26 protein-coding genes are annotated in these 26,102 nt (G+C 47.0%); 15 read left to right on the forward strand and 11 right to left on the reverse strand.

From position 1 onward, the window contains the following. Positions 1 to 35 precede the first annotated feature (35 nt). Positions 36 to 1,085, forward strand: coding sequence for a tryptophan--tRNA ligase (trpS, locus tag E4N65_RS09815; protein ID WP_253673052.1), 1,050 nt, complete (start codon positions 36 to 38; stop codon positions 1,083 to 1,085). Positions 1,086 to 1,210: 125 nt separating this feature from the next. Here the strand turns inward: trpS and E4N65_RS09820 are convergent, their stop codons facing one another. After that, the gene (locus E4N65_RS09820; protein WP_371921836.1) at positions 1,211 to 3,292 is read right to left on the reverse strand and encodes a sodium-translocating pyrophosphatase; all 2,082 of its coding nucleotides are present in this window, start codon (positions 3,290 to 3,292) and stop codon (positions 1,211 to 1,213) included. 214 nt (positions 3,293 to 3,506) lie between these two features. Here E4N65_RS09820 and E4N65_RS09825 point away from each other — a divergent pair, with 214 nt between their 5' ends. The 3 genes from E4N65_RS09825 to E4N65_RS09835 all read left to right on the forward strand — a co-directional run bounded on the left by E4N65_RS09825 (position 3,507) and on the right by E4N65_RS09835 (position 7,135). Then, a complete protein-coding gene (locus tag E4N65_RS09825; protein WP_253673056.1) occupies positions 3,507 to 4,556 on the forward strand; it encodes an endonuclease/exonuclease/phosphatase family protein in 1,050 nt (349 codons plus the stop codon). Between the two features lie 169 nt (positions 4,557 to 4,725). Beyond that, positions 4,726 to 5,469, forward strand: coding sequence for a helix-turn-helix transcriptional regulator (locus tag E4N65_RS09830; protein ID WP_253673058.1), 744 nt, complete (start codon positions 4,726 to 4,728; stop codon positions 5,467 to 5,469). A gap of 349 nt (positions 5,470 to 5,818) precedes the next feature. Next, positions 5,819 to 7,135 (forward strand): outer membrane protein assembly factor BamB family protein, encoded by a 1,317-nt coding sequence (locus E4N65_RS09835; RefSeq protein ID WP_253673060.1) that lies wholly within the window; start codon positions 5,819 to 5,821, stop codon positions 7,133 to 7,135. Between the two features lie 197 nt (positions 7,136 to 7,332). On the opposite strand, the gene E4N65_RS09840 is transcribed toward E4N65_RS09835, so the two are convergent. From E4N65_RS09840 to der, 8 genes are all read right to left on the reverse strand, one after another. Beyond that, positions 7,333 to 8,760: a nicotinate phosphoribosyltransferase gene (locus E4N65_RS09840; protein ID WP_253674829.1), complete on the reverse strand. Its 1,428-nt coding sequence runs from the start codon at positions 8,758 to 8,760 to the stop codon at positions 7,333 to 7,335. Positions 8,761 to 8,817: 57 nt separating this feature from the next. Further along, the gene (locus E4N65_RS09845; protein ID WP_253673062.1) at positions 8,818 to 9,339 is read right to left on the reverse strand and encodes a hypothetical protein; all 522 of its coding nucleotides are present in this window, start codon (positions 9,337 to 9,339) and stop codon (positions 8,818 to 8,820) included. A 5-nt stretch (positions 9,340 to 9,344) separates the two neighbouring features. After that, positions 9,345 to 9,680 carry a hypothetical protein gene (locus E4N65_RS09850; protein ID WP_044015000.1) on the reverse strand — a complete coding sequence of 112 codons (336 nt, stop codon included), beginning with the start codon at positions 9,678 to 9,680 and terminating at the stop codon, positions 9,345 to 9,347. Beyond that, the gene (locus tag E4N65_RS09855; protein WP_253673064.1) at positions 9,661 to 11,634 is read right to left on the reverse strand and encodes a FapA family protein; all 1,974 of its coding nucleotides are present in this window, start codon (positions 11,632 to 11,634) and stop codon (positions 9,661 to 9,663) included. The genes E4N65_RS09850 and E4N65_RS09855 overlap by 20 nt, the downstream gene beginning before the upstream one ends. Positions 11,635 to 11,644: 10 nt before the next feature. Beyond that, a complete protein-coding gene (whiG, locus tag E4N65_RS09860) occupies positions 11,645 to 12,433 on the reverse strand; it encodes an RNA polymerase sigma factor WhiG (RefSeq protein WP_044014995.1) in 789 nt (262 codons plus the stop codon). 20 nt (positions 12,434 to 12,453) lie between these two features. Further along, on the reverse strand, positions 12,454 to 13,059 hold the full coding sequence (locus E4N65_RS09865; RefSeq protein ID WP_253673067.1) for a hypothetical protein: 606 nt from the start codon (positions 13,057 to 13,059) through the stop codon (positions 12,454 to 12,456). 99 nt (positions 13,060 to 13,158) lie between these two features. Continuing rightward, complete coding sequence (locus tag E4N65_RS09870) at positions 13,159 to 13,539, reverse strand: MerR family transcriptional regulator (RefSeq protein WP_253673068.1); 381 nt, start codon at positions 13,537 to 13,539, stop codon at positions 13,159 to 13,161. Then, positions 13,515 to 14,909, reverse strand: coding sequence for a ribosome biogenesis GTPase Der (gene der / locus E4N65_RS09875; RefSeq protein ID WP_253674831.1), 1,395 nt, complete (start codon positions 14,907 to 14,909; stop codon positions 13,515 to 13,517). The genes E4N65_RS09870 and der overlap by 25 nt, the downstream gene beginning before the upstream one ends. A 277-nt stretch (positions 14,910 to 15,186) precedes the next feature. Between der and E4N65_RS09880 the strand changes: the two genes are divergently transcribed. The 5 genes from E4N65_RS09880 to E4N65_RS09900 all read left to right on the forward strand — a co-directional run bounded on the left by E4N65_RS09880 (position 15,187) and on the right by E4N65_RS09900 (position 17,108). Further along, positions 15,187 to 15,426 (forward strand): DUF6364 family protein, encoded by a 240-nt coding sequence (locus tag E4N65_RS09880; protein WP_253673070.1) that lies wholly within the window; start codon positions 15,187 to 15,189, stop codon positions 15,424 to 15,426. Continuing rightward, positions 15,419 to 15,838: a PIN domain-containing protein gene (locus tag E4N65_RS09885; RefSeq protein WP_253673072.1), complete on the forward strand. Its 420-nt coding sequence runs from the start codon at positions 15,419 to 15,421 to the stop codon at positions 15,836 to 15,838. Before E4N65_RS09880 ends, E4N65_RS09885 begins: the two co-directional genes overlap by 8 nt. Positions 15,839 to 15,970: 132 nt before the next feature. Continuing rightward, complete coding sequence (gene relB / locus E4N65_RS09890; protein WP_253673074.1) at positions 15,971 to 16,192, forward strand: type II toxin-antitoxin system RelB family antitoxin; 222 nt, start codon at positions 15,971 to 15,973, stop codon at positions 16,190 to 16,192. Continuing rightward, a complete protein-coding gene (locus E4N65_RS09895) occupies positions 16,192 to 16,458 on the forward strand; it encodes a type II toxin-antitoxin system RelE family toxin (RefSeq protein WP_253673076.1) in 267 nt (88 codons plus the stop codon). The genes relB and E4N65_RS09895 overlap by 1 nt, the downstream gene beginning before the upstream one ends. 335 nt (positions 16,459 to 16,793) lie before the next feature. Continuing rightward, the gene (locus tag E4N65_RS09900) at positions 16,794 to 17,108 is read left to right on the forward strand and encodes a zinc-binding metallopeptidase family protein (RefSeq protein WP_253673078.1); all 315 of its coding nucleotides are present in this window, start codon (positions 16,794 to 16,796) and stop codon (positions 17,106 to 17,108) included. A gap of 26 nt (positions 17,109 to 17,134) precedes the next feature. Here E4N65_RS09900 and citC read toward each other — a convergent pair whose 3' ends face one another. After that, positions 17,135 to 18,178: a [citrate (pro-3S)-lyase] ligase gene (gene citC, locus E4N65_RS09905; protein ID WP_253673080.1), complete on the reverse strand. Its 1,044-nt coding sequence runs from the start codon at positions 18,176 to 18,178 to the stop codon at positions 17,135 to 17,137. A gap of 283 nt (positions 18,179 to 18,461) precedes the next feature. On the opposite strand from citC, the gene citD reads away from it, so the two are divergent. The 6 genes from citD to citX all read left to right on the forward strand — a co-directional run bounded on the left by citD (position 18,462) and on the right by citX (position 24,273). Further along, positions 18,462 to 18,749 carry a citrate lyase acyl carrier protein gene (gene citD / locus E4N65_RS09910; protein WP_253673082.1) on the forward strand — a complete coding sequence of 96 codons (288 nt, stop codon included), beginning with the start codon at positions 18,462 to 18,464 and terminating at the stop codon, positions 18,747 to 18,749. A gap of 27 nt (positions 18,750 to 18,776) precedes the next feature. After that, the gene (locus E4N65_RS09915; protein WP_253673084.1) at positions 18,777 to 19,685 is read left to right on the forward strand and encodes an aldolase/citrate lyase family protein; all 909 of its coding nucleotides are present in this window, start codon (positions 18,777 to 18,779) and stop codon (positions 19,683 to 19,685) included. A gap of 2 nt (positions 19,686 to 19,687) precedes the next feature. Beyond that, positions 19,688 to 21,250 carry a citrate lyase subunit alpha gene (citF, locus tag E4N65_RS09920; protein ID WP_253673086.1) on the forward strand — a complete coding sequence of 521 codons (1,563 nt, stop codon included), beginning with the start codon at positions 19,688 to 19,690 and terminating at the stop codon, positions 21,248 to 21,250. After that, a complete protein-coding gene (locus E4N65_RS09925; protein WP_253673087.1) occupies positions 21,234 to 22,166 on the forward strand; it encodes a triphosphoribosyl-dephospho-CoA synthase in 933 nt (310 codons plus the stop codon). Before citF ends, E4N65_RS09925 begins: the two co-directional genes overlap by 17 nt. Before the next feature lie 129 nt (positions 22,167 to 22,295). After that, positions 22,296 to 23,591: a 2-hydroxycarboxylate transporter family protein gene (locus E4N65_RS09930; RefSeq protein ID WP_253673088.1), complete on the forward strand. Its 1,296-nt coding sequence runs from the start codon at positions 22,296 to 22,298 to the stop codon at positions 23,589 to 23,591. 10 nt (positions 23,592 to 23,601) lie between these two features. Next, on the forward strand, positions 23,602 to 24,273 hold the full coding sequence (gene citX / locus E4N65_RS09935; protein ID WP_253673089.1) for a citrate lyase holo-[acyl-carrier protein] synthase: 672 nt from the start codon (positions 23,602 to 23,604) through the stop codon (positions 24,271 to 24,273). An 11-nt stretch (positions 24,274 to 24,284) separates the two neighbouring features. On the opposite strand, the gene ptsP is transcribed toward citX, so the two are convergent. Next, on the reverse strand, positions 24,285 to 26,042 hold the full coding sequence (ptsP, locus tag E4N65_RS09940; protein ID WP_253673090.1) for a phosphoenolpyruvate--protein phosphotransferase: 1,758 nt from the start codon (positions 26,040 to 26,042) through the stop codon (positions 24,285 to 24,287). Positions 26,043 to 26,102 lie beyond the last annotated feature (60 nt).

Here is a 26,102-nt window from a genome sequence, read left to right on the forward strand (position 1 = left end):
GCACTGCTAAATATAAACATGGTACTATCGCTTTTATGGAAAGAAAACGAATTTTAACGGGTGATCGCCCTACAGGGAACCTTCATCTGGGGCATTATGTCGGCTCGATTAGGAACCGTGTACGGCTTCAAGAAGAATTTGAATGCTTTTTTATTATTGCGGACTTGCATACACTGACAACCAAGCCCGAAAAACACTATATCGATGAACTTGCCGATAATGTACGGCAAATGGCACTGGATTATTTGGCTTGCGGAATCGATCCTGAAAAATCGGTTATTTATCTGCAATCAGCGGTACCGGAAGTATGCGAATTGAACCTGTTCTTTTCCGACCTTGTTACCGTACCGCGGCTGCAGCGTATTCCTTCCATAAAGGATATGGCAAAGGCGGCGCATCTTTCCGAATTACCGCTTGGGCTTCTCGGCTATCCGGTGCTGCAAGCTGCCGATATTTTGCTGCCCCGTGCAAATCTGGTACCGGTCGGCAAGGACAACGAAAGCCATGTCGAATTGACGCGGGAAATCGCAAAGCGCTTTAACTATATGTACGGTGATGTATTTCCATTGCCGGAGGTTATGGTGAGCGACTGCGGCTCGCTCGTCGGTACGGACGGGCAAGCTAAGATGTCGAAGAGTTTGAATAATGCCATCTTCCTTTGCGATGATGAAAAAACAGTGATAAAAAAGGTACGCAGTATGTATACCGATCCCAACCGAACCAGCGCCGACATTCCGGGAACTGTAGAGGGGAATCCGGTGTTTATCTACCATGACGCCTTTAATCCGAACAAAGCGGAAATTGAAGATTTAAAAGAACGCTACCGGAAGGGAAAAGTCGGCGATGTCGAAGTAAAGGATAAACTTGCAGCCGCCATCAATACTTTCCTTGAACCTATTAGAGAACAGCGTGCGATGTATGCATCCAAACGAGGCTTCATCGACGAAATTATCTACAACGGTACGATGAAGATGCGGGCGGAAGCCGCACAAACCCTTAAAATTGTAAAAAAAGCGATGGGTGTTTCCAGTGTTTGGAATAAAATTTCCCGAAAAGCGGAAGAAGTACAGAAAAAAAACCGGTAACGAGAAGAAAGTTCAACAAATTATAAAAAAGCCGGTCTATGGACAACCATAAACCGGCTTTTTTTTGCCCTGCGGTTTACACCCATCGGAGCGTAGTACCGCAAGCGCTATACAGAGGACTTCTTTTATAAGCCCCAGAACGTTTTCAACATCGGTGCGATAACCAATGAGACCATCGACATCAGCTTTATCAAAATATTGATCGAAGGACCGGCGGTATCTTTGAAAGGATCGCCGACCGTATCACCGACAACGGCGGCCTTGTGCGCTTCGGAGCCTTTGCCTGCCCCGCTGCCCGATTCAATCATCTTCTTTGCGTTATCCCATGCGCCGCCGGAGTTTGCCATAAAGATGGCGAGTACAACGCCGGAGCCGGTAACGCCGGTTAATAACCCGATAAGCATCGCCGGGCCGCCGACAAAGCCGACTAAAATCGGTGTGATAATGGCGACAAGACCGGGGATAACCATTTCGCGGATAGCGGCCTGCGTACTGATGTCTACACAGCGCTTATAGTCCGGTTTTTCGGTGTTGTTCAAAATGCCGGGCTTGTTTTTAAACTGACTGCGCACTTCTTCTATCATCTTGTACGCGGCTTTACCGACTGCGGACATCGCCATAGCGGAGAAGAGGAACGGTACCGCAACGCCCAGCAGGATACCGGTCAGAACAGGGATATTCGTAATATCGACGATATCGACGCCGGTATGTTCTTTGAATGAAGTGAAAAGGATGATAGCGGTTAATGCTGCGGAACCGATAGCAAAACCCTTTCCGATTGCAGCGGTGGTGTTTCCGACGGCGTCGAGGCTGTCGGTAATTTCGCGTACTTCGCCCGGGAACTCAGCCATCTGAGCAAGACCGCCGGCGTTATCCGCGATGGGGCCGTAAGCATCGACGGCAAGTTGAATACCGAGCGTAACCAGCATACCGACTGCCGCAATACCGACACCGTAGAGACCTGCCAAGCTGAAACTGCCCCAGATTGCCGCTCCGATCAATACGATGGTCGGGAATGCACTGCGCATACCGACACCGAGACCGGTGATAATCGTTGTTGCGGCGCCTGTTTCGCATGAATTCATAATCGAAACAACCGGCTTTTTGCCTGTACCGGTATAGTATTCGGTTAAAAGTCCGATAAGAACGCCGGAGGCAAGACCGGTAATCGTTGCGCCGAAGATATGGTACATACCGGCGGTTCCGTTAAAGGTTTCTTCGCCGATAAAGAACTTCAATACGATAAATAAGAATACGGTTGCCAGAATTGCCGCGCCGAAAGTACCGGCGTTCAACGCTTTTTGAGGATCACTTCCCGGTTTTGCACGTACAAATATCGTTCCGACTAAGGATGCAACAATACCCAAAACCGCAATCAACAGCGGCAATACCATCAGCTTTAATTTAAGGGAATCGGAAGCGGCAACGGTTAAACCGAGAATCATTGCTCCAATCAGCGAACCGACAAAGGATTCAAAGAGGTCTGCGCCCATACCTGCGACGTCGCCGACGTTATCGCCGACGTTATCCGCAATAGTGGCAGGGTTGCGAGGGTCGTCTTCGGGGATGTTTTTTTCTACTTTACCGACCAAGTCTGCACCGACGTCCGCCGCTTTGGTAAAGATACCGCCGCCGACACGGGAGAAAAGCGCGACTGAGGAAGCGCCAAGCGAAAAGGCGGTTCCGAGCGGCAGCGTTATATCATAAAAAGTCTTGATATCCGTTCCGTAAGTCAGGGTTCCTATAAGCATTACAATAAAAAATCCGAATAGCGCAAGACCGACGACGCTCATACCCATGACGCTGCCGCCGGAGAATGCAACTTTTAACGCCGGGGTAAGACCGCCGTTTTTTGCCGCCTGCGCCGTGCGCGCATTTGCCGCGGTTGCAACCTTCATACCGATGTAGCCCGCCAACAGGGATACCGCTGCACCCAATACAAAAGTAAGCGCTTCCATTTTAAGCTCGCCTTTATTTCCGGCAGCCAAAAACAAAGCAACCGCTGCAATAAAAGGCACCAATGCCTTATATTCGCGGTTCAAAAAAGCCATTGCTCCTTCCGAGATATAACTGCTGATGCGCCGTAAATCATCGTTCTCTACCGGCTGCCGGTTAATCCAGCGCGTTTTTGCAAAGGCATACAGCAATGCTGCAATGCTTCCCGCAAGGACAAGCGCCAATACGGAATACACAAGATTAGTTATCATCATACTATTACTCCTCTCAATCCTTTTCCCTCTTTTATAAAATTTTTTTATAGAAGATTCTATTGCAATTCATAACCATTGCTTCTGTGATATGTCCAAAGTACTTTTTATTGGAACTGATTTTTGTATTTTAATACATGAAATATGTTTTTTCAAGCCTAATTTTATAGCCATTTTGCATCTCGTGCGCTATATAAGAACCGGAGGTTAAACCATGAAACTCAAACGAGTGTTATTTCCATTCTTTGCCTGTATTGCTGCGGGTGTTATCTTTCTGCAATGTACGCGGTGTACTCCGCTTACGGATACGCAGTTTAAGGAGCCTATTACGCTTGTTACGTATAACACGCAGACATTCTTTGACGCCGTAGAGGACGGTATCGAGTTTAAAGAATACAAGGGGAGCAAATCCCGATGGACCGATCAAAAATATCGGGCACGCCTCGAACGGCTTAAAGGCACCATGTTTGCGGCAGGAGAAAAGCTGACCGGAAAAAAAGACCGGCTGCCCGATATTGCGGTTTTGCAAGAGGTTGAAAATGACCGCGTAATTGAAGACTTCTGTAAACAACTGCCGAGCGGGGAAAATTATCCTTATGCGGTGTGTCCGCCGCGTTCGGAGAAAGGCGCCTTTACTACCGTAATCTTGAGTAAGTATCCCGTTGAGCGCTATTTTGTACACCGGCTTTATACCGAGCAAAAGGGATCGCTGCGCCCTCTGACGGAAGCGGTATTAAATACGGGAAGCAAAGATAAACCGCAGTTATTAACCGTCTTTGCAGCACATTGGAAGTCAAAAACCGGCAGTTCCGACAGTGCGGCAATCCGCGCTCAACAAGAAGCTCAGTTGATAAAGAAAATTCAAGAACATAGAGAAAAGAATCCGCACATTCCATTTATTGTATGCGGAGATTTTAATCAGACCCTTGAAGAATTTAATCAGCTGAATGATTTTCCCGTGTGTTGGGATATAGAGGGTTATAGAGCCGAGTGCGAAGAAGGCACGCAACCGGACGGCAGCTATTATTTTAAGAATTCGTGGGAGAAAATCGACCATATTTTCTACGAGAGCGGCGCGGACGGTTATGAGGATTTAGAGGCAGCCCCGGATGCCGGAGCGGCTTCTATCAAACCGCTGTTGTTTTTTGTGCTGTATGAACCGCCGCTCATTGAGAACGGCAAACCGGTCAGGTACAATGTACTGACCGGCGAAGGATATTCCGACCATTTACCGCTCGGCTTCCGTTTTGAAATACACGATTAGAAAAGAGAAATAAGCTTGCGGATTGTCCGGGTACCGGTTATTTCCGGGTTGTCCGCAAGCAATTCATCCCGCGATATGGGTATTGATAAAAGCCATCGGTAAGGGCTTTACGGTTCCGGTTTTAACCGGTATGCTATATGAAATACCGATCGGCAAGAGGAATGCTTCTATGCGCACCAAACAACCTATAGAAGAAATACGGCATTTTATCTATACCCAAACTCTCATAAAAAAATCCCGGCTTGTGGCTCTTATCATGCTACTCGTTACCGCAGCCGTCATTGTATTGCAGTATATTTTCATTCTTCCGTCAGATAGGCTGATCAGATTATCCAATATTTTATGTGCGGCGATTCTCGGTTATATCGTAATAAAACCCCGTTTCATCATCCTGTATACGTTTCCGTGTTTGATTGCAGGATTGGTCAATATTTATCATGGCGGCAATTTGCTCGGATTTTCTTTATATCTGGCGGGATTACTGATTCTATTAAAAACGAATTTCTTTAAAACATATATTCGGTATAAAGTTAGTGTGTTAGGCGGCAGCTTTGCAGCCGTTTTAATTACCCAGTGGTTTCGGCATGGACGTACCGCTTTTATGCTTTCGTTGCTGCATATTGGACTTGGCTTTTTTATGGCAGCTGCTCTGTTTGTCCTGTTTGCAGATGATTTAAAACACTATTATACCCGAAAAACTCCCATCCGCGTGTCTTCGCTCCGGTTAACCGATCGGCAGCACCAATGCCTCTGCTTAGCGGCGAAAGGTTTGACATTCAAACAAATCGGCGACAAACTTTGTATTTCGGAATCGGTAATAAAAAAAGAAATGACCGAAATTTACAAAGAGTTGAACGTTGCGAATTATCACGCTTTCCTCATTTTTATACAGCAGCATGAATTAATTCAGTAAGGTCGTCAAGACAAACAGGTCAGACTGTTTTTTAAACAACCCCGAAAAAAGAGAACCGAAAGTTCTTTTTTTAAGAACTCCGGTTCTTTGTAGAATTTTCGCTTGACGACAAAAACAGACTCCATTACGCTTGAGGTGTAGAGTAACGGAAAGACCGGTCAACTTATCTTTTGAACGGCAGGTATCGTGGACATTTATACAGCTCGACTTTTCGGCGGATAAACTGCATGATATTGCAGCGTGTTCTATGCTGAGTAAGTATCTCTCTCACGGGTATAGTGGGAATTGTGGCAGCCTTTGCTGCTACAGTTTTTACAGAGAGAACGCTGTAAATGAAAGAGGGGTTAACGTGAAACGAAACGCTTCTGTTGAGATTAAAGGTAGTATCAGAATAGGTATTTTGTTGGCAACAATAACATTCTTTATGTTATGCACTTCTTGTGAAGCATTGTTTACCGATCAATTCTGGGGCACGCGTCCTGTATATCCTCGCTACACACCTAGTTATGCATATCAGCTCTTGTTAGAAGATGTACGGGACGAAAGTCGGCCATACACTGAAGGGAAATATCTGTATCTTATTGAATATGAAAATAGAAGAGGAAGCCGCCTTATAAAACTCGACATGGAAACAGGCGCCTATCAATGGTATGGAGATAGGATGTATGAAGCCGATGAGGGTCGTCCTTCAAACATCGTAAAAATCGGAGATGTCCTTTACGTTATGCGTTTTGAAAGAGGACTGCTATATTGTTACTCGGATACGAATGGAGCATTGTTGGCGCGGGTACAAATTGGCTCCACAAAAGAAGAAATACTCCATAACCGTAGTGTATCCAATACGATTATGACAGATGATACGGCACTTTATTGGGCAGCGGACAAAGGGGACATTGTAAAACTTGATGCAACAGCAATAGACTGTACGAAAGGATGGGTAATACAAATATGTCCTCCAGTTCCGCTGCAGCTTAATGCTTATTGGAACGGAAATAGATTGGCAGATCAACAACTTATCGAAGGTATACTGTATCTACTGGCATATACTCCGAACGGTTCCGGTATCGTTGTCGCTGTCGATTTACAAACCAAAACCGTAAACTGGCAACGACAGCTGGATAATATCAATATGAACAGATACTACGATAACGAATTATACATCAAAGACGATGTATTATATGTGTTAACCAATTCCTTTATACGGATAGATAAAAGAGACGGCTCAATACTTAATCGGTATGACGGCGAAATAGTGCCTCCTTCAACAGATCCGGTTACCGAATCAACCATTTCGCTCTGCCGCGTTCGATGTAGTAATGAGCGGCTGTATTACATCGCCGTGCGGGATTTTCCGCCATATAAGTGGCGGAAAGACGACTATTGGTTGATATGTATTGATGCCGTAACATTACAACGTTTATGGAGTGTACCGTTAGAAAATGCTTCATACAGCACACCGCTTACTGTGGCAAACGGAAAAATATACATAATAACATACGGGAACGGCTTATTGGTATTCGATGCAAAAACGGGAAAACTGCACGGCGCCGATAAAACGGTTTCAGGTTGGTCTAACGGTATAAACGTCTTGTATAAAAATCACTATATCTTTTTTAATAGGAACTTTAACGACAAATACGCAAGTATTTCTTCTATGCGGGTATAAGACTGGCTACGGCAGATTTTACTACTGCCATAGTCTTTAATAAGGACGGCACTTATGAAGAAATCTCTATTTTTCTGTACCGGCAAGCGATGCCTATCATCGCCCCCAACCAATTCGGCTTAGCCTTGAGTATCAATTATTGACGGAATGCACCCGGACAGCAGCCGGATTATACAGCTGCTGCAGACGATACGGTTTTATCCGCGGCGCAGGGAATGCAGCAGTTTCTGCTTCATTGCAAAGAGCGTCTTTGTAAGCGACACCTTGTAGATGTGCGGGTTGAGCAGACGGCGAGAAGTCGGATGTAAACATTCAAGCTGCCGGCTTGCCCGCTGATGCAGCTCTTGGAGCGTTTCCTTTTTGCCGGTGTATACGCCATCGGTAATTTTTAGGTGGAGTAATTGTTCCGCCTCTGCCGCTTTAAACGAAAAGCTTTGGTAATCATTCAACGGGTGATAGTAGGTGTTCATTGCTTCGGCGTCGAGCGTTTCATCATATAAACCGATAATGTCAGCCTTAAAAAATCCGTCACTGTCGTAGAGCCGCCACACTTGTTTAATGCCCGGATTGGTAATCTTTGCAGGATTATCCGACAGCTTCATCACCGGCAGCCACGTTCCGTCGTCGGATTGACGCGCGGCAAGTTTGTATACACCGGTAAACGAAGACTCTTGCCCGCCGGTTACCATGTGAGTGCCGACGCCCCACGAGTCAATCGGCGCTTTGTTCAAAATGAGCGATTCGATAATTTCTTCGGTTAGTTCGTTGGAAATGGAGATTTTTGCTTCGGGTAAACCGGCAGCGTCGAGCCGTTTCCGTACTTCGGTACTTAAATACTGCATATCACCCGAATCGAGTCTGACGCCAAAGTTTTTCCCTTGCGCTTGCAGTTTTTTTCCGACTTTTATCGCCGCCTCGATACCGGAACCGAGCGTATTGTAGGTGTCGATAAGGAATACCGATTTATCGGGATAGATGGCGGCATATTGTTCAAACGCCTCTTCTTCGCTGGGGAAAGACATCACCCATGCGTGAGCCATGGTACCCATCACCGGCACACCGTAAAGCTTTCCGCCGAGTGTATTGCTGGTACCGGCCGCTCCGCCGATAATAGCCGCACGGGTAGCACTCATCGCGCCGTCCGGTCCTTGTGCACGCCGCAAGCCGAATTCCATAATGGAAGATTTCCCCGACGCAAGCCAGATGCGGGCGGTCTTTGTTGCAATCAAACTTTGAAAGTTGATAGTATTAAGGATAAGCCCTTCGAGAAGCAATGCTTCGATAATCGGCGCTTCAATGCGCAGTACCGGCTCGCTGGGAAATATAAGACTTCCTTCATCCATCGCCCATACCGAACCTGAAAAACGGAAATCCTTGAGATAGCTGAGAAAGTCATCGTCAAAAAGGTGTAAGGTCGCAAGGTAAGCGATATCGGATTCATCAAAATGAAAGGCTTGAATCGCTTCGAGCAGCGGCTCAAGGCCTGCAAGAACCGCGTACCCTCCTCTAAACGGATTACGCCTAAAAAACATATCAAAGACACACGGCCGATTGTTTTGGCGTTTAAAATAACCTTGAGCCATTGTCAGCTCATAAAGATCCGAAAAAAGCGCATTGGTAATCATCATTACTCCTTTCTAACTGTTTTGCTCCATAGCTTTGAAATCTATTTTCATACCTCGCTACCCTCCGATGGAGAGAATAAGAGCAATCTCACCAAGAGGGAGATCGACTTTTTCGGCGATAAAGTCAATCGAGAATCCTTGCCGTGCCAGTTCGACAACTTGTTCCCGGGGATTCAAAAGAGGAGAGACTTTTGCCGCAGTTTCAGGGATGCCGATAGGTTTTTTATAGATCATCACGGTATTTTTTTTAGCATCGGCTGCCGGTTCACTATCTCCTTGCGGTGAAGTTCGGTAGGCTCCGAGAAATTCTTTTTGCATTCGCCATTTTTCATGCTCCTGCTCAACAAGCGCGATATGTTTATCCGTGTCGGCAATCAGCTTTTCTATCTGTTGAACCTTATTTTCAAGTACCGTTACCGCATGATCCGATTCATGTTCAATATCGATAATAAGCCGGTTTACTTCTTCCCGAATACGGTCGCGGTATGCATTTTGCGAAAAGTTATGCGATGTCTTCCGATAAAAAACAATCATTAAAATAATATTAATACAGAGCAGTATGAGGGCAGCAATAAGCATAGGAATTATCCTGAAATATCGATTTTTTTTCCAAGCAAGGGATCTTGAATATAATATGATTTTTCGTCTGTAAGGGGTGTTTCATTTTTTTGCTGTTGAGGAGTATTATTAAATGCTCCTCCTGAAGAACCGTTTGAACCGTCTTTATTTATCGCCGTTTTTTCAGCCCCTGTGGCTTCGGTCTTCTGTACCGTTTGCTGGCGGCGCGCAGCATCTTCCTTATTGGCTTGCTGACTGTTTTCGAATTCTGCAGCAAACGTCTGCCGCGCGTCTCCTTGGAGCTTTCCGACCTTATCAAGTTGAGTATAAAGTGTCTGCAAATCAATCGGTTGAATACCCACTGGGCGTCCTCTTTACGTCGTCATCATTGGTATAGTCTTCATAAGGCCCATACCGCACGAGACCGTTTTGCAAAAAGAATGTTGTTGCTTTGCAATCAACCCGCACATCTTCGATAATATCTTTAATAACGATTCGTACACCCGTATAAATATTTCCGGAAACGGAAACACGTCCTTCAGTTTTAAGCGCTGCAAGATAATCCCGTATCCGTTCTATCTCGTTCCGCAGCTCCTTAATTTCCGTCTCGTTAATATAGCGCAGCTCTTTTTTCTTTTTAAGCAATGCTTCTTTTTCTTCGGAAAGCTCTTTGAGGATCTTTTTTTGACTTTCAAGTGATTTTAAATCCAGCTTCAACGCAGCAAGCGCTTTTTCGGAAGCAAGTAAGTTCTTCTCTAATATAATCAACCGTTCTTTACTGCGCGGATCAAACCCGACACTGATAACCGTATCGGAACCGCCTGCCGGACTGCCGAGGTTTCGGGCATAGACTCCTTCGCATGCGATTACTTGACTGCCGATAATATCTGCACGTTTCCCGCGGCAAATAACTTTATGGTTAGCGACAATTTTTGAATTTAAAATACCGTCTGATACGATAACCATATCGCCTGCTTCTACCAATTCGATATTTTGGATGAATTTCGACCATATTGACTTACCGGCACGGATATGTCCGCCTTCTTTTCCGGCGATACCCTGACTGACGACAATATCGCCTTCCGCATCCAACGATGCCTTCCCGACAGTACCTTTTACTTCGATGTTACCCGCAGCCTTAATAGAGAATCCGTCGTCAACATTACCCTTAACGTACACTGTACCGAGGAACATGATATTACCGGTCTTAATCGAGACATTGCCTTCGATTGTCATAATCGGTTCGACATTGATCTTGTTCTTTATCAGCAATACTTGTCCCTTCGTTTCGGCAACAACAGTCAGATTATCCTCGGCCAATCGGGTGTTTTTTCCCAATGGGATAGCGATATCCTTACCGGCTGCGGCAGGTAAGTATTTTCCGGTAACGGTTCTTCCGCTCTTTCCTTCCTCAGCGGGAACCTTTTGCGCGAGGGGCTGCCCTTCAATGACATTCTGAATAAGATTGAGTTCTTTAAAGTTAATCTGCCCGCTCTTGTTTTCTTTGAGGCGTAACTGTGAATTATCGGTTTCAAAATTGAAAAGGATCTTAGCATCAGCACCCTTTTGCGGCGGAGTGCCTTCCGCAATCAGATAATTTTCGCGATATACGGGGCTGTCTTGGAATTGTTTAACTCTTTTTTCATTAACACCCGAAATAACACGATTATTTGATAAGAAGGTGATAATCATATCTGCCGACACATCGGCGCCGCCGGGCATCGGGGGAGACACAAAAAGATATGCCCTCATCTCATCATCACTGATTTCGACAGACATCAGCGCATCGTTACCGGGTAGGTATTCATAATGTCCTATTCTGACATATTCATCTGCACAGGCTTTAACAATCGGTTTTAAAACTTCATCCGGCGGAACAGCCACATTTCTATCGCGTATTCGTTCTACGACATCGGCAAGTGCAACTTTTCTGCCGTTACCGATGGGCGGTGTAACTTTCAGGAATACACCGTCGGGAGCACAGAATACATACGCAGCTCCGTCTCTATTCATATTTTCTTCCGGCACTTCTTCCGCACTGAGACCCGCTGCGGCTTCTGCATGAATACTAGACTTATGTATTCTATGTGCTTCGTAAGCACGGATTTTCCATTCTTTAGGGTTTAAGACAAAAAAGCCCGACGCCCCTTTTTGTAAAATTTCATAATCGATAAGAGAGCGGCGTAAACCGAGCTCGACAGCCGCATTATCAATTGCTTCTTCGAGGGTTTGCCCGGTAACTTCAACAAAAAAACGGGAGGAATCCTTTTCGTACTGTTCCTTCATCTGCTCCCGAATTTGTTCAAAATGTATCATAGCAACGCTCCTAACGGATACCCTTACGAATATTGCTTAGTTTTGCTTTAAGTTTTAGATTTGCGCTGGTGTGAATCTGAGATACTCGCGATTCGGTTACCTCTAATACTTTTCCAATTTCCCGTAATGTCATATCCTCATAGTAATACATGATTAATACTTTTTTTTCTCTATCGGGAAGTTCATTAATTGCATCCACGATAATTCGCTGCATTTCTTCCCGTTCTACAATGACATCAGGATTAAGCGAAGCAGGGGCTTCAATACTATCAACGACCGGTGTCTGCTCGGAATCGTCGGATCCAAACCGTAAATCCGTAAGAGAAATAATACTGGTACCGGAAATCTTTAATAAAACTTGATGAAATTCTTCCACACTCATACCGAGTGCTTCGGCAATTTCCGGATCGGTCGCAGCGTGCCCCAACCGAGCTTCCAAATCCGCTATTACTTCTTCAATTTCACGGGATTGCTGACGTACCGAACGGGGAACCCAATCAATTGAACGTAATTCATCAAAAATAGCACCGCGGATGCGTGTTACTGCATAAGTATTGAATTTTACATTTTTTTCGGGATCATATTTATCGATAGCATCCAGAAGTCCGAATACACCATAACCGACCAAATCATCAAACTCAACATTATTCGGCATACCGACGGCAACCTTACCGGCAACGTATTTTACAAGAGGTGCATATTTTATAATAAAAAACTCACGAAGCTGTGGGTCTTGCGTATGTTTATATTCAAGCCAAAGCTCGTCTTCCGGTTTCGTATCTAAACTGATATTTCCCATACTCTATCAACACCCACCCTCTAATCCTCAGTTGCTAAAACGGTTCTGATTGCCTGAGCCATTACCTTACTATCGGTACCGCCGGTTTGAATACCGGTCATCGAAAAACCGCTGCTATCCGTCTGTACACTGTCACCGACAGCTTCATCAAAATCGTCATCATCTATAAATGAACCCATATTAGGTAAATCCGATAAGCCGCTATCGTCTTGAGAACTGCCGCCAAAAGAAAAAGAAGAGGCATCCGAAGCTCCGGAGGCTTCATGTACAGTATCGTTATCTAAAGAGTCCGAAGCAGCATCAACAGGGAAGGTTTCCGTACTTTCAGACTCTACCTGCGTTCCTAAAGGCTTCGCTGTTGCAGCCGTTTCCGCATTACTGCCAGCCATTACCGGCGCAGCAACACCCAAGTCGTCATCAAGGGTAATATTGATATTTGATCCGGAAGAGCTATCGGCTGTTTCAGCGGTATCCGATACCGCCGGAGAAGGGGTAAAAAGATCGGGTATGAATCGCTCTAAAAGAATCCGCGTGCAGAACACAAAGCTTCCGGCTCCTACGCCGGCAATAAGCCCCCTCCCCAAAATATGTAAGAACCGTACCCCGCTTATCAGTCCGATAAGCATAGATAAAACGCATGTTGTACCGGCAATGATTAGGGGAGCTTTTAGCTTCAACACGGACAGACCTCCACTTCAATAGCTTATGCGAATTTCTATCTCTCGTCAAGGTATTGCGGGAAATTCTTCAGCCGCCGGCTTAAACACATTTTTACTTCCTTGCAGCAGCCGGTACATATCGAGTAACTCGCTGCGGATACCGGAAAGCTCCGTAATCCGGCTGCTTCCTCCCTTGCCGGAAAGATCGGCGAGCAGCTGCCGGCCTGCACCTTCAAGCGTAAACTTTCGCACCTCAATCAGATACTTCATACGGAAGATTAAATCGAGGTGATGATCGGTATACAGCCGCCTGCCTTGCTCATCCTTTTGCGGACGTAAAAAGGGCAGCGTTTGTTCCCAGTAGCGGAGAACATGCGCCTTGATACCGGTTATCTTTTCAACTTCGCCGATGGAAAAGCCTGTCACGGTTTTACCCGCTCTTCCCATTTTATCCGGCTGCCCTTTACCCGTACTAAAAAGGGGATTGCGCTAAAGCCGAGGTCTTTCCGTATCCGGTTTGTAATGTACCGGAGGTAGGATTCCGAGACAAGGTCGGGCTTATTTGCAAAGATTAAAAACTCTACCGGTCGTGCGGAGGTTTGCACCATATATTTGAGCGTAAACGAATTGCGCTGCCCGTGTGGAGGAGGCACCGCCTCAAGCCAGTCCTTGAGCGCAAGGTTGAGCGCAGAGGTTTCTACCTTTTTTGTCAGTTGCTCGAACAGCTCAAGTGCGGTGTTGAGCAGGTCGGGGATGCCGCTCCCTTTCTGTGCGGAAACGGGGACAATCGGCGCATATTCCATCTTGCCGAACATAATCTTGATATGCTGCTCCGCATCGCGGAATTTTTTTTCGCCTTTCACCAAATCCCATTTATTCAGCACAAAGATAACGCCTAGCCCCCGCTTGGTTGCCTGCACAATGATCTTTTTATCCTGTTCTGTCAGCCCTTCCTCCGCATCGATCAGGTGAAAGACAATGTCGGCATGTTCCAAGCTCTTCATCGCGCGGACAACCGAGTAATACTCGATATCCTCTTTTACCTTTGCCTTGCGCCTGATCCCGGCGGTGTCCTGAATGATAAACTGTCTGTCTTTATAGAAAAACTCACCTTCCACCACATCGCGCGTTGTACCGGCAATCTCCGACACAATCGATGCGGAAGTCTTAGTCAGGTAGTTGCTGAGTGTGGACTTGCCGGTGTTTGGCTTACCGATAAGTGCGATGCGGATCGCAGTGTCGGCAGGCGCTTCGCGTACACGCGAAAAGTCCAAGCCCTTGGTTATCTCTTCGGCAAGCGGCGTAATATTGTCCCCGTGTTCGGCACTGATACACAGGAGTGTCGGAAAGCCGAAGCTGAGGTAGTTATAGGCTTCCGCTTCACCGCGCCCGCCTTCTGTTTTATTCACCGCAGTGATGAGTTTATCCCAATAGGGACGCAGAAAGCGGATAAATTCTTCGTCTTCCGCAGTGGGGGCAGAGGCTTCTAGCAATAGAAGAATTTTATCGGCACGGCGGAGCGCTTCTTGCGTTTTTTCTATAACCAGCTCATCCATCAGGTCTTCTTTTTTGTCGCCGCTGCGGGTCAGCTTGAAGCCGCCCGTGTCCATCAGCCGTACCGGCTTTCCGTTGATAATCGCCTGCTCCTCGATGGGGTCGCGGGTTACGCCGGGCGTCGGGTCGGTAATAGCGCGGCGCTTCCGCAAAAACCGGTTGAATAGGGTAGACTTCCCTACATTCGGACGCCCTGCTATCACCACAAGCGGGATGTTCTCATATTTTTTGCGGTAGTCAAATTCCGCACCCGCAACTTCCATGTCCGCATCCGTATCGCTGTACACGGCCGTATCTGTACCGAATGCCTCATTTTTATCGTTTTTTTCTGTATTTATCCTGTGATTTTTACTCATTATCTTTCCTTACATACTTACTGGATTGCAATTATAGAAAATTACCGCCGCTCTCTCAAGCACCTATCAGGGCGTTCCCCTTCATTTTCGCACGGCAAGAATGAAGGGGCGGGCTTTAAAGAACAATAATCCTTGACAATACGTATTAATCACGTTATATCTATACGTACAAGAGGTAATGCAGATGCAAGCAAAATTAACATTAAAAATGGACAAAGATGTTATCGATTCAATGAAACGCTATGCGTCAAACAACAACAAAAGTCTTTCACGGCTGGTTGAAGATTTTTTCAAAAACTCTATCGGAGAAACACAACACACCATCGCACTATCTCCGCTCGTAAAAGAATTAACAGGTATTATCAGCGAAGCGGATATAGAAAAGAGCAATTACATCGATTATTTGGAAAAAAAATATGACTAAAAAAGTTTTTACCGACTCCGATGTTATTTTAGATATCCTCTGTAAAAGGGAACCTCATTATGAATATGCCGCACAAGTTTTTTCATTAGCTGACACACGGCAGCTTAGGTTATATACCACTCCTTTGGTTGTTGCAAATGTATACTATATTTTGCGCAAGGCTATAGGGATAGAAAAAGCCAAAGAAGCTTTAAGAAAATTGCGGCTTTTGATGCATATTATTGCTATAGAAGAACAGGAAATCGACTTAGCTTTAAACTCGCCGTTCTCCGACTTTGAAGATGCGCTCCAGTATTATACTGCGGTACGGCATCACATGGATATGTTACTCACACGGAATATCAAAGATTACAAAGAAAAGGTTTTAATCATACAAACACCAGAGCAGTTTATAAAGACGCTATGCCGATAATGCTCAGGATGTTCGAGGCTGTCCAAAAACTCCTTGCTTTCAAGAATTGACCTCCCTGCCGATACCTGCTGTCAAAAATATTGACAAATTGAATCAATATAGTACAATATCCTACGTTGAGGAGGTGATAGTATGGCGTTTTCAATACGGTTGACAGAAGCAGAAAGAGCTATTGCGAATAGCTATGCAAAACTGCATTCGGTATCATTGGGAGAAGCTTTTAAGAATGCATTGTTTGAAAAAATTGAAGATGAATATGATATTACTGTCGCTGCGGAGGCATATCAAGAATATGTGAGCGCCGGAAAAAAAAGCCGTCCATTTTCTGAACTCAAGAAAGAATTAGGTTTGTAATGTACAGGGTTGAAACGACTGCTCGATTTGATAAAGAATTTAAAAAACTGGATAAATATACGCAACGCATGATAGCTGCATGGATTGATAAGAACCTTGAAGGCTCGGAAAATCCGCGCGTACATGGAAAAGGTCTTACAGCAAATAGAAGCGGACAGTGGCGATACAGAATAGGAGATTATCGGCTGATATGTGCAATACAGGACAATGAACTTGTTATTCTTGCTCTAACTATCGGCCATCGAAGGGCGGTTTACGATCAGTAGTCTCTTGTAAATACGCTGCACCCATCAAGGCGTTCCCCTTCATTTTCGCACGGCAAAAATGAAGGGTCGGGCTTTACGCTTGAAGCTTTTTGCCATTACTGCATACAGGAGCAACGTTTTTCCGTACTTACTACAAAAGTTGCAGCTGCATAAAACCAATGGCAAAAAGGCTATCGCTCCAATCCCTAACGCAACGTCAAGCTTAAAGTACATCCATGTCCGTTCTGTAGAACAATCTTACGGGTGCTTGTGATCAAGAATATCCGCAGCGCACTGAATAAAGTCGCGCATATATTGTGTAAGAGGAAAATCTTTTCGATAGCACAAACAAAAGGATGGATAACGCTGCGCTGTTGAATGCTCCACGGATAACCCCGCCGCGGGAAAAAACAGGCTCTACGGACTTTGGAAATGTTATGTATCGTGTACCCGGATCTTGTATACGGATTGCCTTTGTCCCCGAAGGGACATCCTCTCATTCCGATGTCTATCTGCAATACGGGAAAACAAAAGAGGGGCATGAAGCCATACTAACTGCTGCAAAAATTCTTGCATATTCGGTATGCGATATACTTGAACAGCCCGCACTGCTGGAAGAAATAAAGGCGGAATTTGCCGAACGTAAACACGGAGCAAAACAAAAAAATTAAAGCTGCGGTTCCCTTACGCGCTTCCCTTAATAGTGGGTAATATCCTTCACCTGTTTTAAGCTTTGCACAATACGACCACCTTCCGGCGATTGAAAAAAGCTGAGTGTCGCCGGAGGTACTATAGCCGCCAGTTTTGTCCAATCTTCTTGCTGCAGCAGTCGCCGGGCGGCGGAGGCGCTGATCGGAACGCCGTTTTCGGTTTTGCGCGGAATAACATGCAGCTGTACGCCGTGCGCAGGCAACGAATCCTGCAAGATGCGGTTGTAAAGACCGGTTACATGGCTAAACGGCTCATCGCCGACAAAGCGATGCGTAATGCTGAGTGCATGGGCAATAGCGATAAAAATATCGGCATCCAAGGCGGCTTGCAGAGCGATGGCTTCATCGGAATCTCTGAGGAAATAGGCGGGAAACGTTGCAGACGATATGAGGTAGTCTTGGGTTCTATGGTACGAAATATTTTTAAAATGAGCGGTATTCTCTTTAATCAGCCGCTCTCGTACTGCGAAAGGGATAGCGGAAGCATCGTCCGAGACCATAAAGAGGTACAGGTGGTCGACAGCTGCCGCTGCCTGTTCGACAAGGTAATAATGTCCTATGGTAAAAGGATTGGCATTCATCACAATAGCGCCTACAGTGCCTGAATGCATTCCGGTTTTCTGCAATGAGACAAGGTATTTTTCAAAACCGTTCTTTTTGTTTTCCAAAAAGACGAGTGTGTCCGCAACCGTAACGATAGGATAAAACCCGAGTCTTTCAAAAAACGGAGCGGCTTCCCGCTTTGTATAGATAAAAAGGTTGAAAAATCCGTGCTCATTCCTGTCTGCAATTAGTTCTGACATTAAAGGCGGCAGTAATCCTTCTCCTTGCAGGGCTTTTCGGACGGCAATGCAGCGCAGTGTATTTTTATAGGCGGAAGCGGTTGCGGCAAGCGTGTCCGCTTCATCGAATAGCCCGTATGTCGTGTCAAGGCAGGAATCAATATGCAGGTCATCCGATTCCAAAAGATCAATCACTTGTTGCCGCTGTTGGGGATCGTTTAAAAAAATTTTTCTTACCTGATACGTCATTCTGATTCTCCTGTTTTATTTTGTACTGAACCGGTCGGGGATGTCCCAAAAGTTGGTTACTTTCAGGACATCCCCGGCGAATAAGCCGGCGTGATCAAGTATTATGGAGTTTTTTTACAGTGTCAAGGTTGTTCCTCGCTACTGATGTATTTGCGGTGATAAATCTTATTCGTGGGTCGGGGTTGTTGATTATAAGCCTATCGCTTTTGCTCTTCCGATAAATCGGATTTCCGCTCTAGCTGTTTTTTTTTATAGTGATATAATATTTATAAGAGGTACCTATATGGAAATTTTACATGCGGCGACGGCAGGCACGTTGGAATCAAGCGATGTGCAGATAACCGTTTTGCCAAGCGGAGAATTGGATGTCACCATCGAAAGTGATGTGATACATCAGTACGGCAACCATATACGTCAGTTGATAATGGAGGCCTTACAACGGATGGGGGTGCAGCACGGTGAAATCCGCGTCATCGACAAGGGGGCGCTGGACTGTACGCTTGAGGCGCGGCTTGAAACGGTGTTACATCGTGCTGCCGATAAGCTGGTGCCCGAAAAATGGGGCAAGTAGCAAGACGCCTTGCGGAGGATAGAATATATGGAACCGAATAACACGAAAAAGAACAGGATACGGCGGACGATGATGTTTTTGAATGCGCAGCGCCCGTCTTTGCTGCAGGATGCGTATATTTACCGATCAGACAGCTTGATATTCGACCTTGAGGATGCGGTAGCCGAGCGGGAAAAGGATTCAGCCCGTTTTTCACTGTACCATGCGCTGACGTCAATCGATTATCAGGGTTGCGAAAAAGTGGTGCGCATCAACGGACTCGACACGCCGCATTATAGAGAAGACATACGGGTATGCGTCGCAGCGGGGGCGGACACGATCCGTATTCCGAAATGTGAAACACGGGACGATGTGCTGCATGTTGCCGAATTAGTAAGTGCTGCAGAGAAAGAATACGGACGGACTGAAGGTTCAACCTTGCTGATGGCTGCCGTTGAATCCCCGCGCGGAGTGATCAATGCGCTTGCGATTTGCGAGGCTTCGGAGCGGATGATGGGTATTGCACTCGGTGCAGGGGACTATATCCGCAATCTGCACACGGTAAAGTCGGATTCCGGGGTAGAGCTGTTAGGAGCTCGGTCTCAACTGGTGATTGCGGCGCGGGCTGCGGGCATTCAATGCTTCGATACGGCCTACCTCGATGTAGATAATATCGAAGGCTTTAAACGGGAAGTCGCGCTGATTAAGCAGATGGGCTTTGACGGCAAATCGCTGATCAGCCCCAAGCAGATTGCACCGGTGCATGAGCTGTATACACCGACTGAAAAAGAGATTAGCCATGCGGAAAAAATCATCGTTCAGCTGGAAGAAAATAAGAAGAAAGGAATTGGTGTCTTTACCATTGACGGGAAGATGGTTGATATTGCATTACTTGAGGGAGCACAGCGGACAATCAACTATGCGAAAGCCTCCGGTGTGTATAAAGGAGCGTTGTGATTATGAAAAATCGAGCCGGACGGGACATTCCCGACAATATACTTTCAAACGGAAAACAAGCATATCAAGGAGCCTATCACTTTGACGGCACGAATTTTCAGCGAGTTGCCCGGAAAGGATACGCAAAGCTCACCTCATCTCCCGAAGATAAGGTTGTGCACGATCTAAAAGAAGCGGTTAAACGGGCTGGTCTGAAAAACGGGATGAGTATTTCATTCCATCATCATTTTAGAAACGGCGATTATGTCGTGAACAAGGTTGTGCAGGCAATCGGTGAACTGGGCATCAAAGATATTACGATTTATGCAAGCTCGCTGGGGGAGGCACACGATGCGCTGCTCCCTTATATTGAAGACGGTACCGTTACCGGTCTTTCATCCAGTGGTGTACGCGGTAAAATCGGCGAAGCAATTTCGCACGGGCTTTTCCGCGATGTGGTGTACATTAGAAGCCACGGTGGACGGGTGAGAGCAATAGAAGCCGGTGATATTCATATTGATGTTGCGTTTATCGGAGCGCCCAGTGCGGACTGCATGGGAAATGCGCGCGGAAAGGGCGGTAAGTCGGATTGCGGTGTTCTTTCGTATGCGATGGTCGACGCGCAGTATGCGGATAAGGTGGTTGTCGTTACGGACACGTTGGTGCCCTTTCCGAATTTCCCGCCTGCTATTCAGGCAATCGATGTCGATATTGTTGCGGTTGTGGATGAAATTGGAAATCCTGCAAAAATAGCCAGCAAGGAAGTCCGTTACACGGATAATCCCAAAGAGCTGATGATGGCCGACTATGCAGCGCGGTTTATCGCTCACTGTCCGAATTTCAAAGACGGCTTTTCGTTCCAAGCCGGAGCAGGCGGTGCTGCGTTGGCGGTTGTCCGCTGTCTCAAGCAGTACATGGCGGAAAAGAACTACAAGATGAGCTTTGCCATCGGCGGCATTACTGCACCGATTGTGCAGCTGCTTCATGACGGATTGATCAAGTGTGTAGTCGATGCGCAGGACTTTGACCTTCCGTCGGCAGAATCTGTTATCGACAGCCCCGGACATTTTGAAATTTCTACGTCGCAGTATGCCAATCCTTTTAACAAGGGTGCATTCGTGAATATGCTTGATTTTGCGGTACTCGGCGCCTTGGAAATTGATACCGACTTTAACGTCAACGTAATTGTCGGCTCGGACGGCGTTGTGCGAGGCGCCCCCGGCGGTCATCCCGATGCGGCGGCAGGAGCAAAAGTCAGCATCATCATTACGCCGCTTATCCGCTCGCGCATTCCGGTGGTTATTGATAAGGTTACCACTGTAACCACGCCCGGTGAAACGGTAGACGTGCTGATTACGGAGGAAGGCATTGCGATTAACCCGCGCCGTACCGACTTAATCGATGCGATGAAAGACAGTGGGCTGCCGATTACTACTATCGAAGCACTGCGCGACAAGGCATACCGCATTTCAGGTGCGCCGGAACCGGTTCATTTTGATGAAAAGGTTGTTGCAGTGGTAGAATACCGCGACGGCACCGTGCTCGACGTTATCAGAAAGACAAAACCTTTTGAGTTTAGTAAATAAGGACGATACTGCGGAAGGTGCATCGGCCGATAGGGTTGAGAAGGCTGATAGAGTTTGCAAAGAACTCGCCGCCCTTGCGGTGAAGGCGCTGTTGGATGAAGCGGCGCTGTTTCCGAAGCCCGGTTTGGTCGATCCTGTTTCGCAAGGTGCGCATTCGGATATGGACTTTGCCACCCTTGTCAGAAGCGCCGCGGCGTTGCAGCAGGGGTTTTACGAATGCGCGCGTATCGGCTATAAGTCCGCCGCTCAGGCTCAACCGATAGCCACTGCGATACGGAAACGGCTCAGGACGGCAGGGCTCGCGCTTGAAAAAGCAATGTTTGCTGAAACGCACGGCGTCAATACGCATAAAGGAGCAATCTTTATTTTTGCATATCTTTTAGGAGCGGCGGGTTTGCTGTCGGGTGCTACACAGCTTGACGGTATCCGCAGCGTAGTGGAATTGACGGAAACGTTGTGCGCTCAGGTGCGGGTTCTTGCAGCCGGTTTATGCAGCGAGGATATGGCCGGGGTGAGCGCAAAGCGGACACTGACGCACGGCGAGCAGGTCTTTTTACAATACGGCTGCACGGGCATCCGCGGTGAGGCGGAAGCGGGACTACCCTTGGTACAACGGAACGTAGCGTACCTTGCCGGACTTACCCATCTAACGCAGCGGGATGCGTATCTCTACACGCTGCTCCATATCATTGCAGAAAACAAGGATACCAACGTGCTGTTTCGGGCAGGTTCTACCGCATTGCGCGACCTACAGACCCGCTGCGCTTCCATCGTTAAATCAGGCGCTACCGGAGCGACGCTCTACGCTGCTGTGGAAGCTCTTGACGCCTACTGCATTAAGCGACATATCAGCCCGGGAGGTTCGGCTGATATTTTTGCCGCAGTGCTGTTCTGCCGGAGTCTTGCCGGCGCATGAAAAATGTCGGTACATCTCTCACAATCTAACCTGATTTTGGAAAGATATTCGCCGATATTGTGAGAAAGGCTTCTTTCAAACGCGGCTCAACGCAGATTTGAGAGGTTCTTATAAAGAGGAGGTTTGACAATGAGTGAAAAAAAATCATTGGAATTTTTCGGTATGCCGTGGTATGTCGCTCTTGTTACGGTTGCCGTTGTGTTGGTCGCTGCCTATACCGGCGGTCTATCGAAAGATTTGCTTGGCTCATTCGCGCTAATGTTCGCAATCGGGCTGGTATTCTATGAAATAGGCGAACGCATTCCGCTCTGGAATACCTATATCGGCGGTGGCATTGTGCTTGCCTTTATCGGTACAGCGGTGCTGGTCTATTTTAACCTTATACCGGAAGCATATCTTAAATCCATGAATACTGTTATGGATGATCAGGATTTCCTCTCATTCTTTATTGCCGTGCTGATCACCGGCTCTATTTTAAGTTTGGAACGGAATATTCTGCTCAAATCTTTTGCGGGCTATATCCCGGCGATATTGGGTGGGCTTGTCGGAGCCGCCGCTCTCGGTGTTCTGGGTGGGCTGATTTTTGGTGTTTCACCTTCACTGACAATATTGAAGTATGTATTGCCGATTATGGGTGGCGGTAACGGCGGCGGTGCAGTTCCGTTAAGCCAGATTTACGAGCAAGTAACCGGACAGCCCAAGACAGAATACTATGCCTTTGCTATTGCCGTACTGACGATTGCCAATATATTTGCCATTATAACCGCCGCAGTACTCGGTAAAATCGGAGAAAAAAAGCCGTCATGGACAGGCGACGGTACCGTATTGATGCGCAAATATAAGGAAATTAAGTCTGAAAGCGGGAAGACCTCTGCAACGCTTGCACAGGTCGGCGGCGGTCTTATTTTATCGGGAGGCTTTTATGCGCTTGGACGGTTGTTCGGAAAAGTACTATTGCCGAAAATCTTCGGTGTTGCTATTCACCCCTTTGCATATATGATCTTGTTCGTCGCATTGGTGAGTGCATTAGGCATCATCCCGGAAGGACTGCGCACCGGTGCAAAAAAACTGCAAAGCTTTTTTACCGGTACCCTCATTTTGATTATTATGGTAGGGGTCGGTGCTGATACTAGCTTGAAAGAATTGTTGGATGCAATCACCTTTGGGAATGTCGTTATCGCCTTTTTAATTGTTGTCGGCGCTATTCTCGGTTCCGCAGTAACGGGCTATCTGGTCGGCTTCTATCCGATTGATTCTGCCATTACCGCCGGGCTTTGTATGGCGAACCGCGGCGGTTCGGGCGACTTGGCGGTACTCGGCGCCTCAAAGCGAATGGGCTTAATGGCCTATGCGCAGCTTTCATCCCGTCTCGGCGGCGGTATCGTGCTGGTTATCGGTAGCATTTTATTTTCGCTTTTGTGGTAAGCATCTTATCATGGAAATTTTTACCGAAGGTGTTCCGCAGACCGTACAGGATATGGCGGCCTTGCGGGATGCCCGGCGGGAACAGCAAGCACGGTTATTCCGGCTCGCGGAGACGGACAGTGGGCATCGATTAGGGAGCTCCCTGCCGGATGGAACACCGAATCAAACGCTACCTGTAAATAAAACCGTGGTGATGTTCTCTCTCGTGATTCCGGGACCAATAAAAAACAACCGCTTTCTGGAGGCAGTCTTCGATGAAGGCTGCCGCTCATTTTTAGATCGGCTCGTGCAGGAGCAACCGTACACGGACGAAAAACCGGCCGGCGCGGGTTCTGTGCAAACACCGCTCATCGCGGCACATTATGAAGACCGAGCGCCTGCAGGATGCACTGCATTTTGGCTGCTTAACGCGCAGGCAGAAACAGTCAAGCGGCAAGCGGTAGCATTGGAACGCACGCATCCGATCGGTATATTGTGGGACTTCGACGTTTTTTCGGCGTTTGAACAAAAGCTTTCCGCATCGGAACTGGGACTCTCCTCCCGTCCATGCCTTATCTGCGGCAATCCCGCTAAGCTCTGTGCACGAAGTAGAACGCACAGCGTCCCCGAAATGCAAGCAAAAATTTCAAAACTGATTTCCGTACATCGACGTATATTGCTTGATAAAAGCTACAGCAGTTAAACCATGAAAGCCTACAGCGGGAAGCGCTTCATTGTTTCCCGGCGTATTTCTTCAGCGGTGCCCAGCAGACTGACGGCTTTACAGAGAGCCTCCGCATCGGAAATCCGGATAGATTCGATCCGCTGCGCAATCTCAGGGATTTTTTGCGCTGCCATGCTGAACCGCCGCAAACCCATCCCAAGTAAGAGCGGAACAGCCTCCGTATCGGAAGCCATCTCCCCACACATAGACACAAATCCGCCGCGCAAATCACCGGTGCGGTGCAGGAGCGGCTCCGTTTCAATAACGTGCCGGATAAGCCGCAGCACTGCGGGCTGAAAACAGTCGGCTAAATGTGCGATGGTTTGGTTTTCCCGATCCGCTGCCATCGTGTATTGAATAAGATCATTAGTACCGATAGAGAAAAAGTCAACCGCTGGTGCATAGAGGTCGGCAGCAATTGCGGCGGAAGGTACTTCGATCATAATACCGACCGGAATATCTTTCTTATACGGTATCCGATTCAGCTCGCACTCCTGCTCAATTTCTTTGATTAAATTCCGCACCGCGGTGATTTCTTTTTTACAGGAGATCATCGGAATGAGTATATGCAGATTGCCGGTACAGCCTGCCCGCAACAGTGCCCGCAGCTGAGGCTTAAAAATTTCGGGACGATCCAAGCAATACCGGATTCCCCGCCAGCCGAGGAGTGCATTCCGTTCCAAAAGACTTTCCTGCTCTTTCAGCATTTTATCGGCACCGGCATCAAAGGTGCGGATTACTACCGGTTTTGACCCCATCCTTTCTAAAACGGTACGGTATGCTGTGTACTGATGCTCTTCATCAGGGATATCTTGGGTTCCTAAAAACAAGAACTCAGACCGGAAGAGTCCGATTCCGGCAGTGTTCTGCACAGCCGGCAACACCGATTCTTCCGTAAGCACAATGTTTGCACTCAAATGTACGGGAGTACCGTCTTGCGTATACACCAGCGTATAGTCCCGTTCTTCTTCGGTTACCTCAATGTGTTCACTATCGGCAGATTTTATTTGAGCGATCGTTTCTGCATCGGGTTCCAAGGTCAGCGTTCCCTTCGTGGCATCCAGCACGGCATACATTCCGCTTTTTGCCGAATCCATAAGTCCTTGAACAGCAATCAGTGTCGGAATATTCCACGCTCGTGCCATAATCGCAATATGACTGGTAGCGCCCCCTTCTTCCATAATAATTCCGCAGGGCGCAAGTTTTTTTATTTCGAGCGCTTCGGATGGTTTAAACACCCGTGCCGCAAGCAGAGAGTCAGGCTGTACGCCGGCAAACCGAGAAGGAGACTGCTTATGCTGCGGATTTAAATAAGAAAAAACCGGTTCATAAGCATCCTGAATGTCAACTGCTCGTTCACAAAGGTACGCCTCCTTTGAAGCAGTCAGCATTGTGATCACTTCATCCAATTTCCGTTTGAGTACCGCTTCAGCATTCATCAGCGAAGTTTCTATTTCCGTATAAATGCCGCGCATAAACTCTTCGTCGGCGAGCATTGTCTGATGGGTTTCTAAAATAGCCTGTTCGGGAGATTTCACGTGGGTATCTGCCGTTCGATATTCGGCAAGCGCCAGTCTCAGCCCCTCTTGAGCAGCTTGTACGGCAATTCGCAGCCGTTCTTGTTCATGTTGAATATTTTGAGCGGTAATTGCGTAGGCGGGTGCTGCCTGTATAACATTTTCAGGAATACACACAAGCCGGCATGCAACGAGACCGTCGCATACAGATAAACCGGTAAACTTTTTCATAAAAGTATTATAGAAAAAATGATGGGGTTTGCATATATAACGGAACGGTACAGATAAAAT

Source organism: Treponema sp. OMZ 855, from assembly GCF_024181145.1.
In the GTDB taxonomy this organism is placed as follows: Bacteria; Spirochaetota; Spirochaetia; order Treponematales; family Treponemataceae; genus Treponema.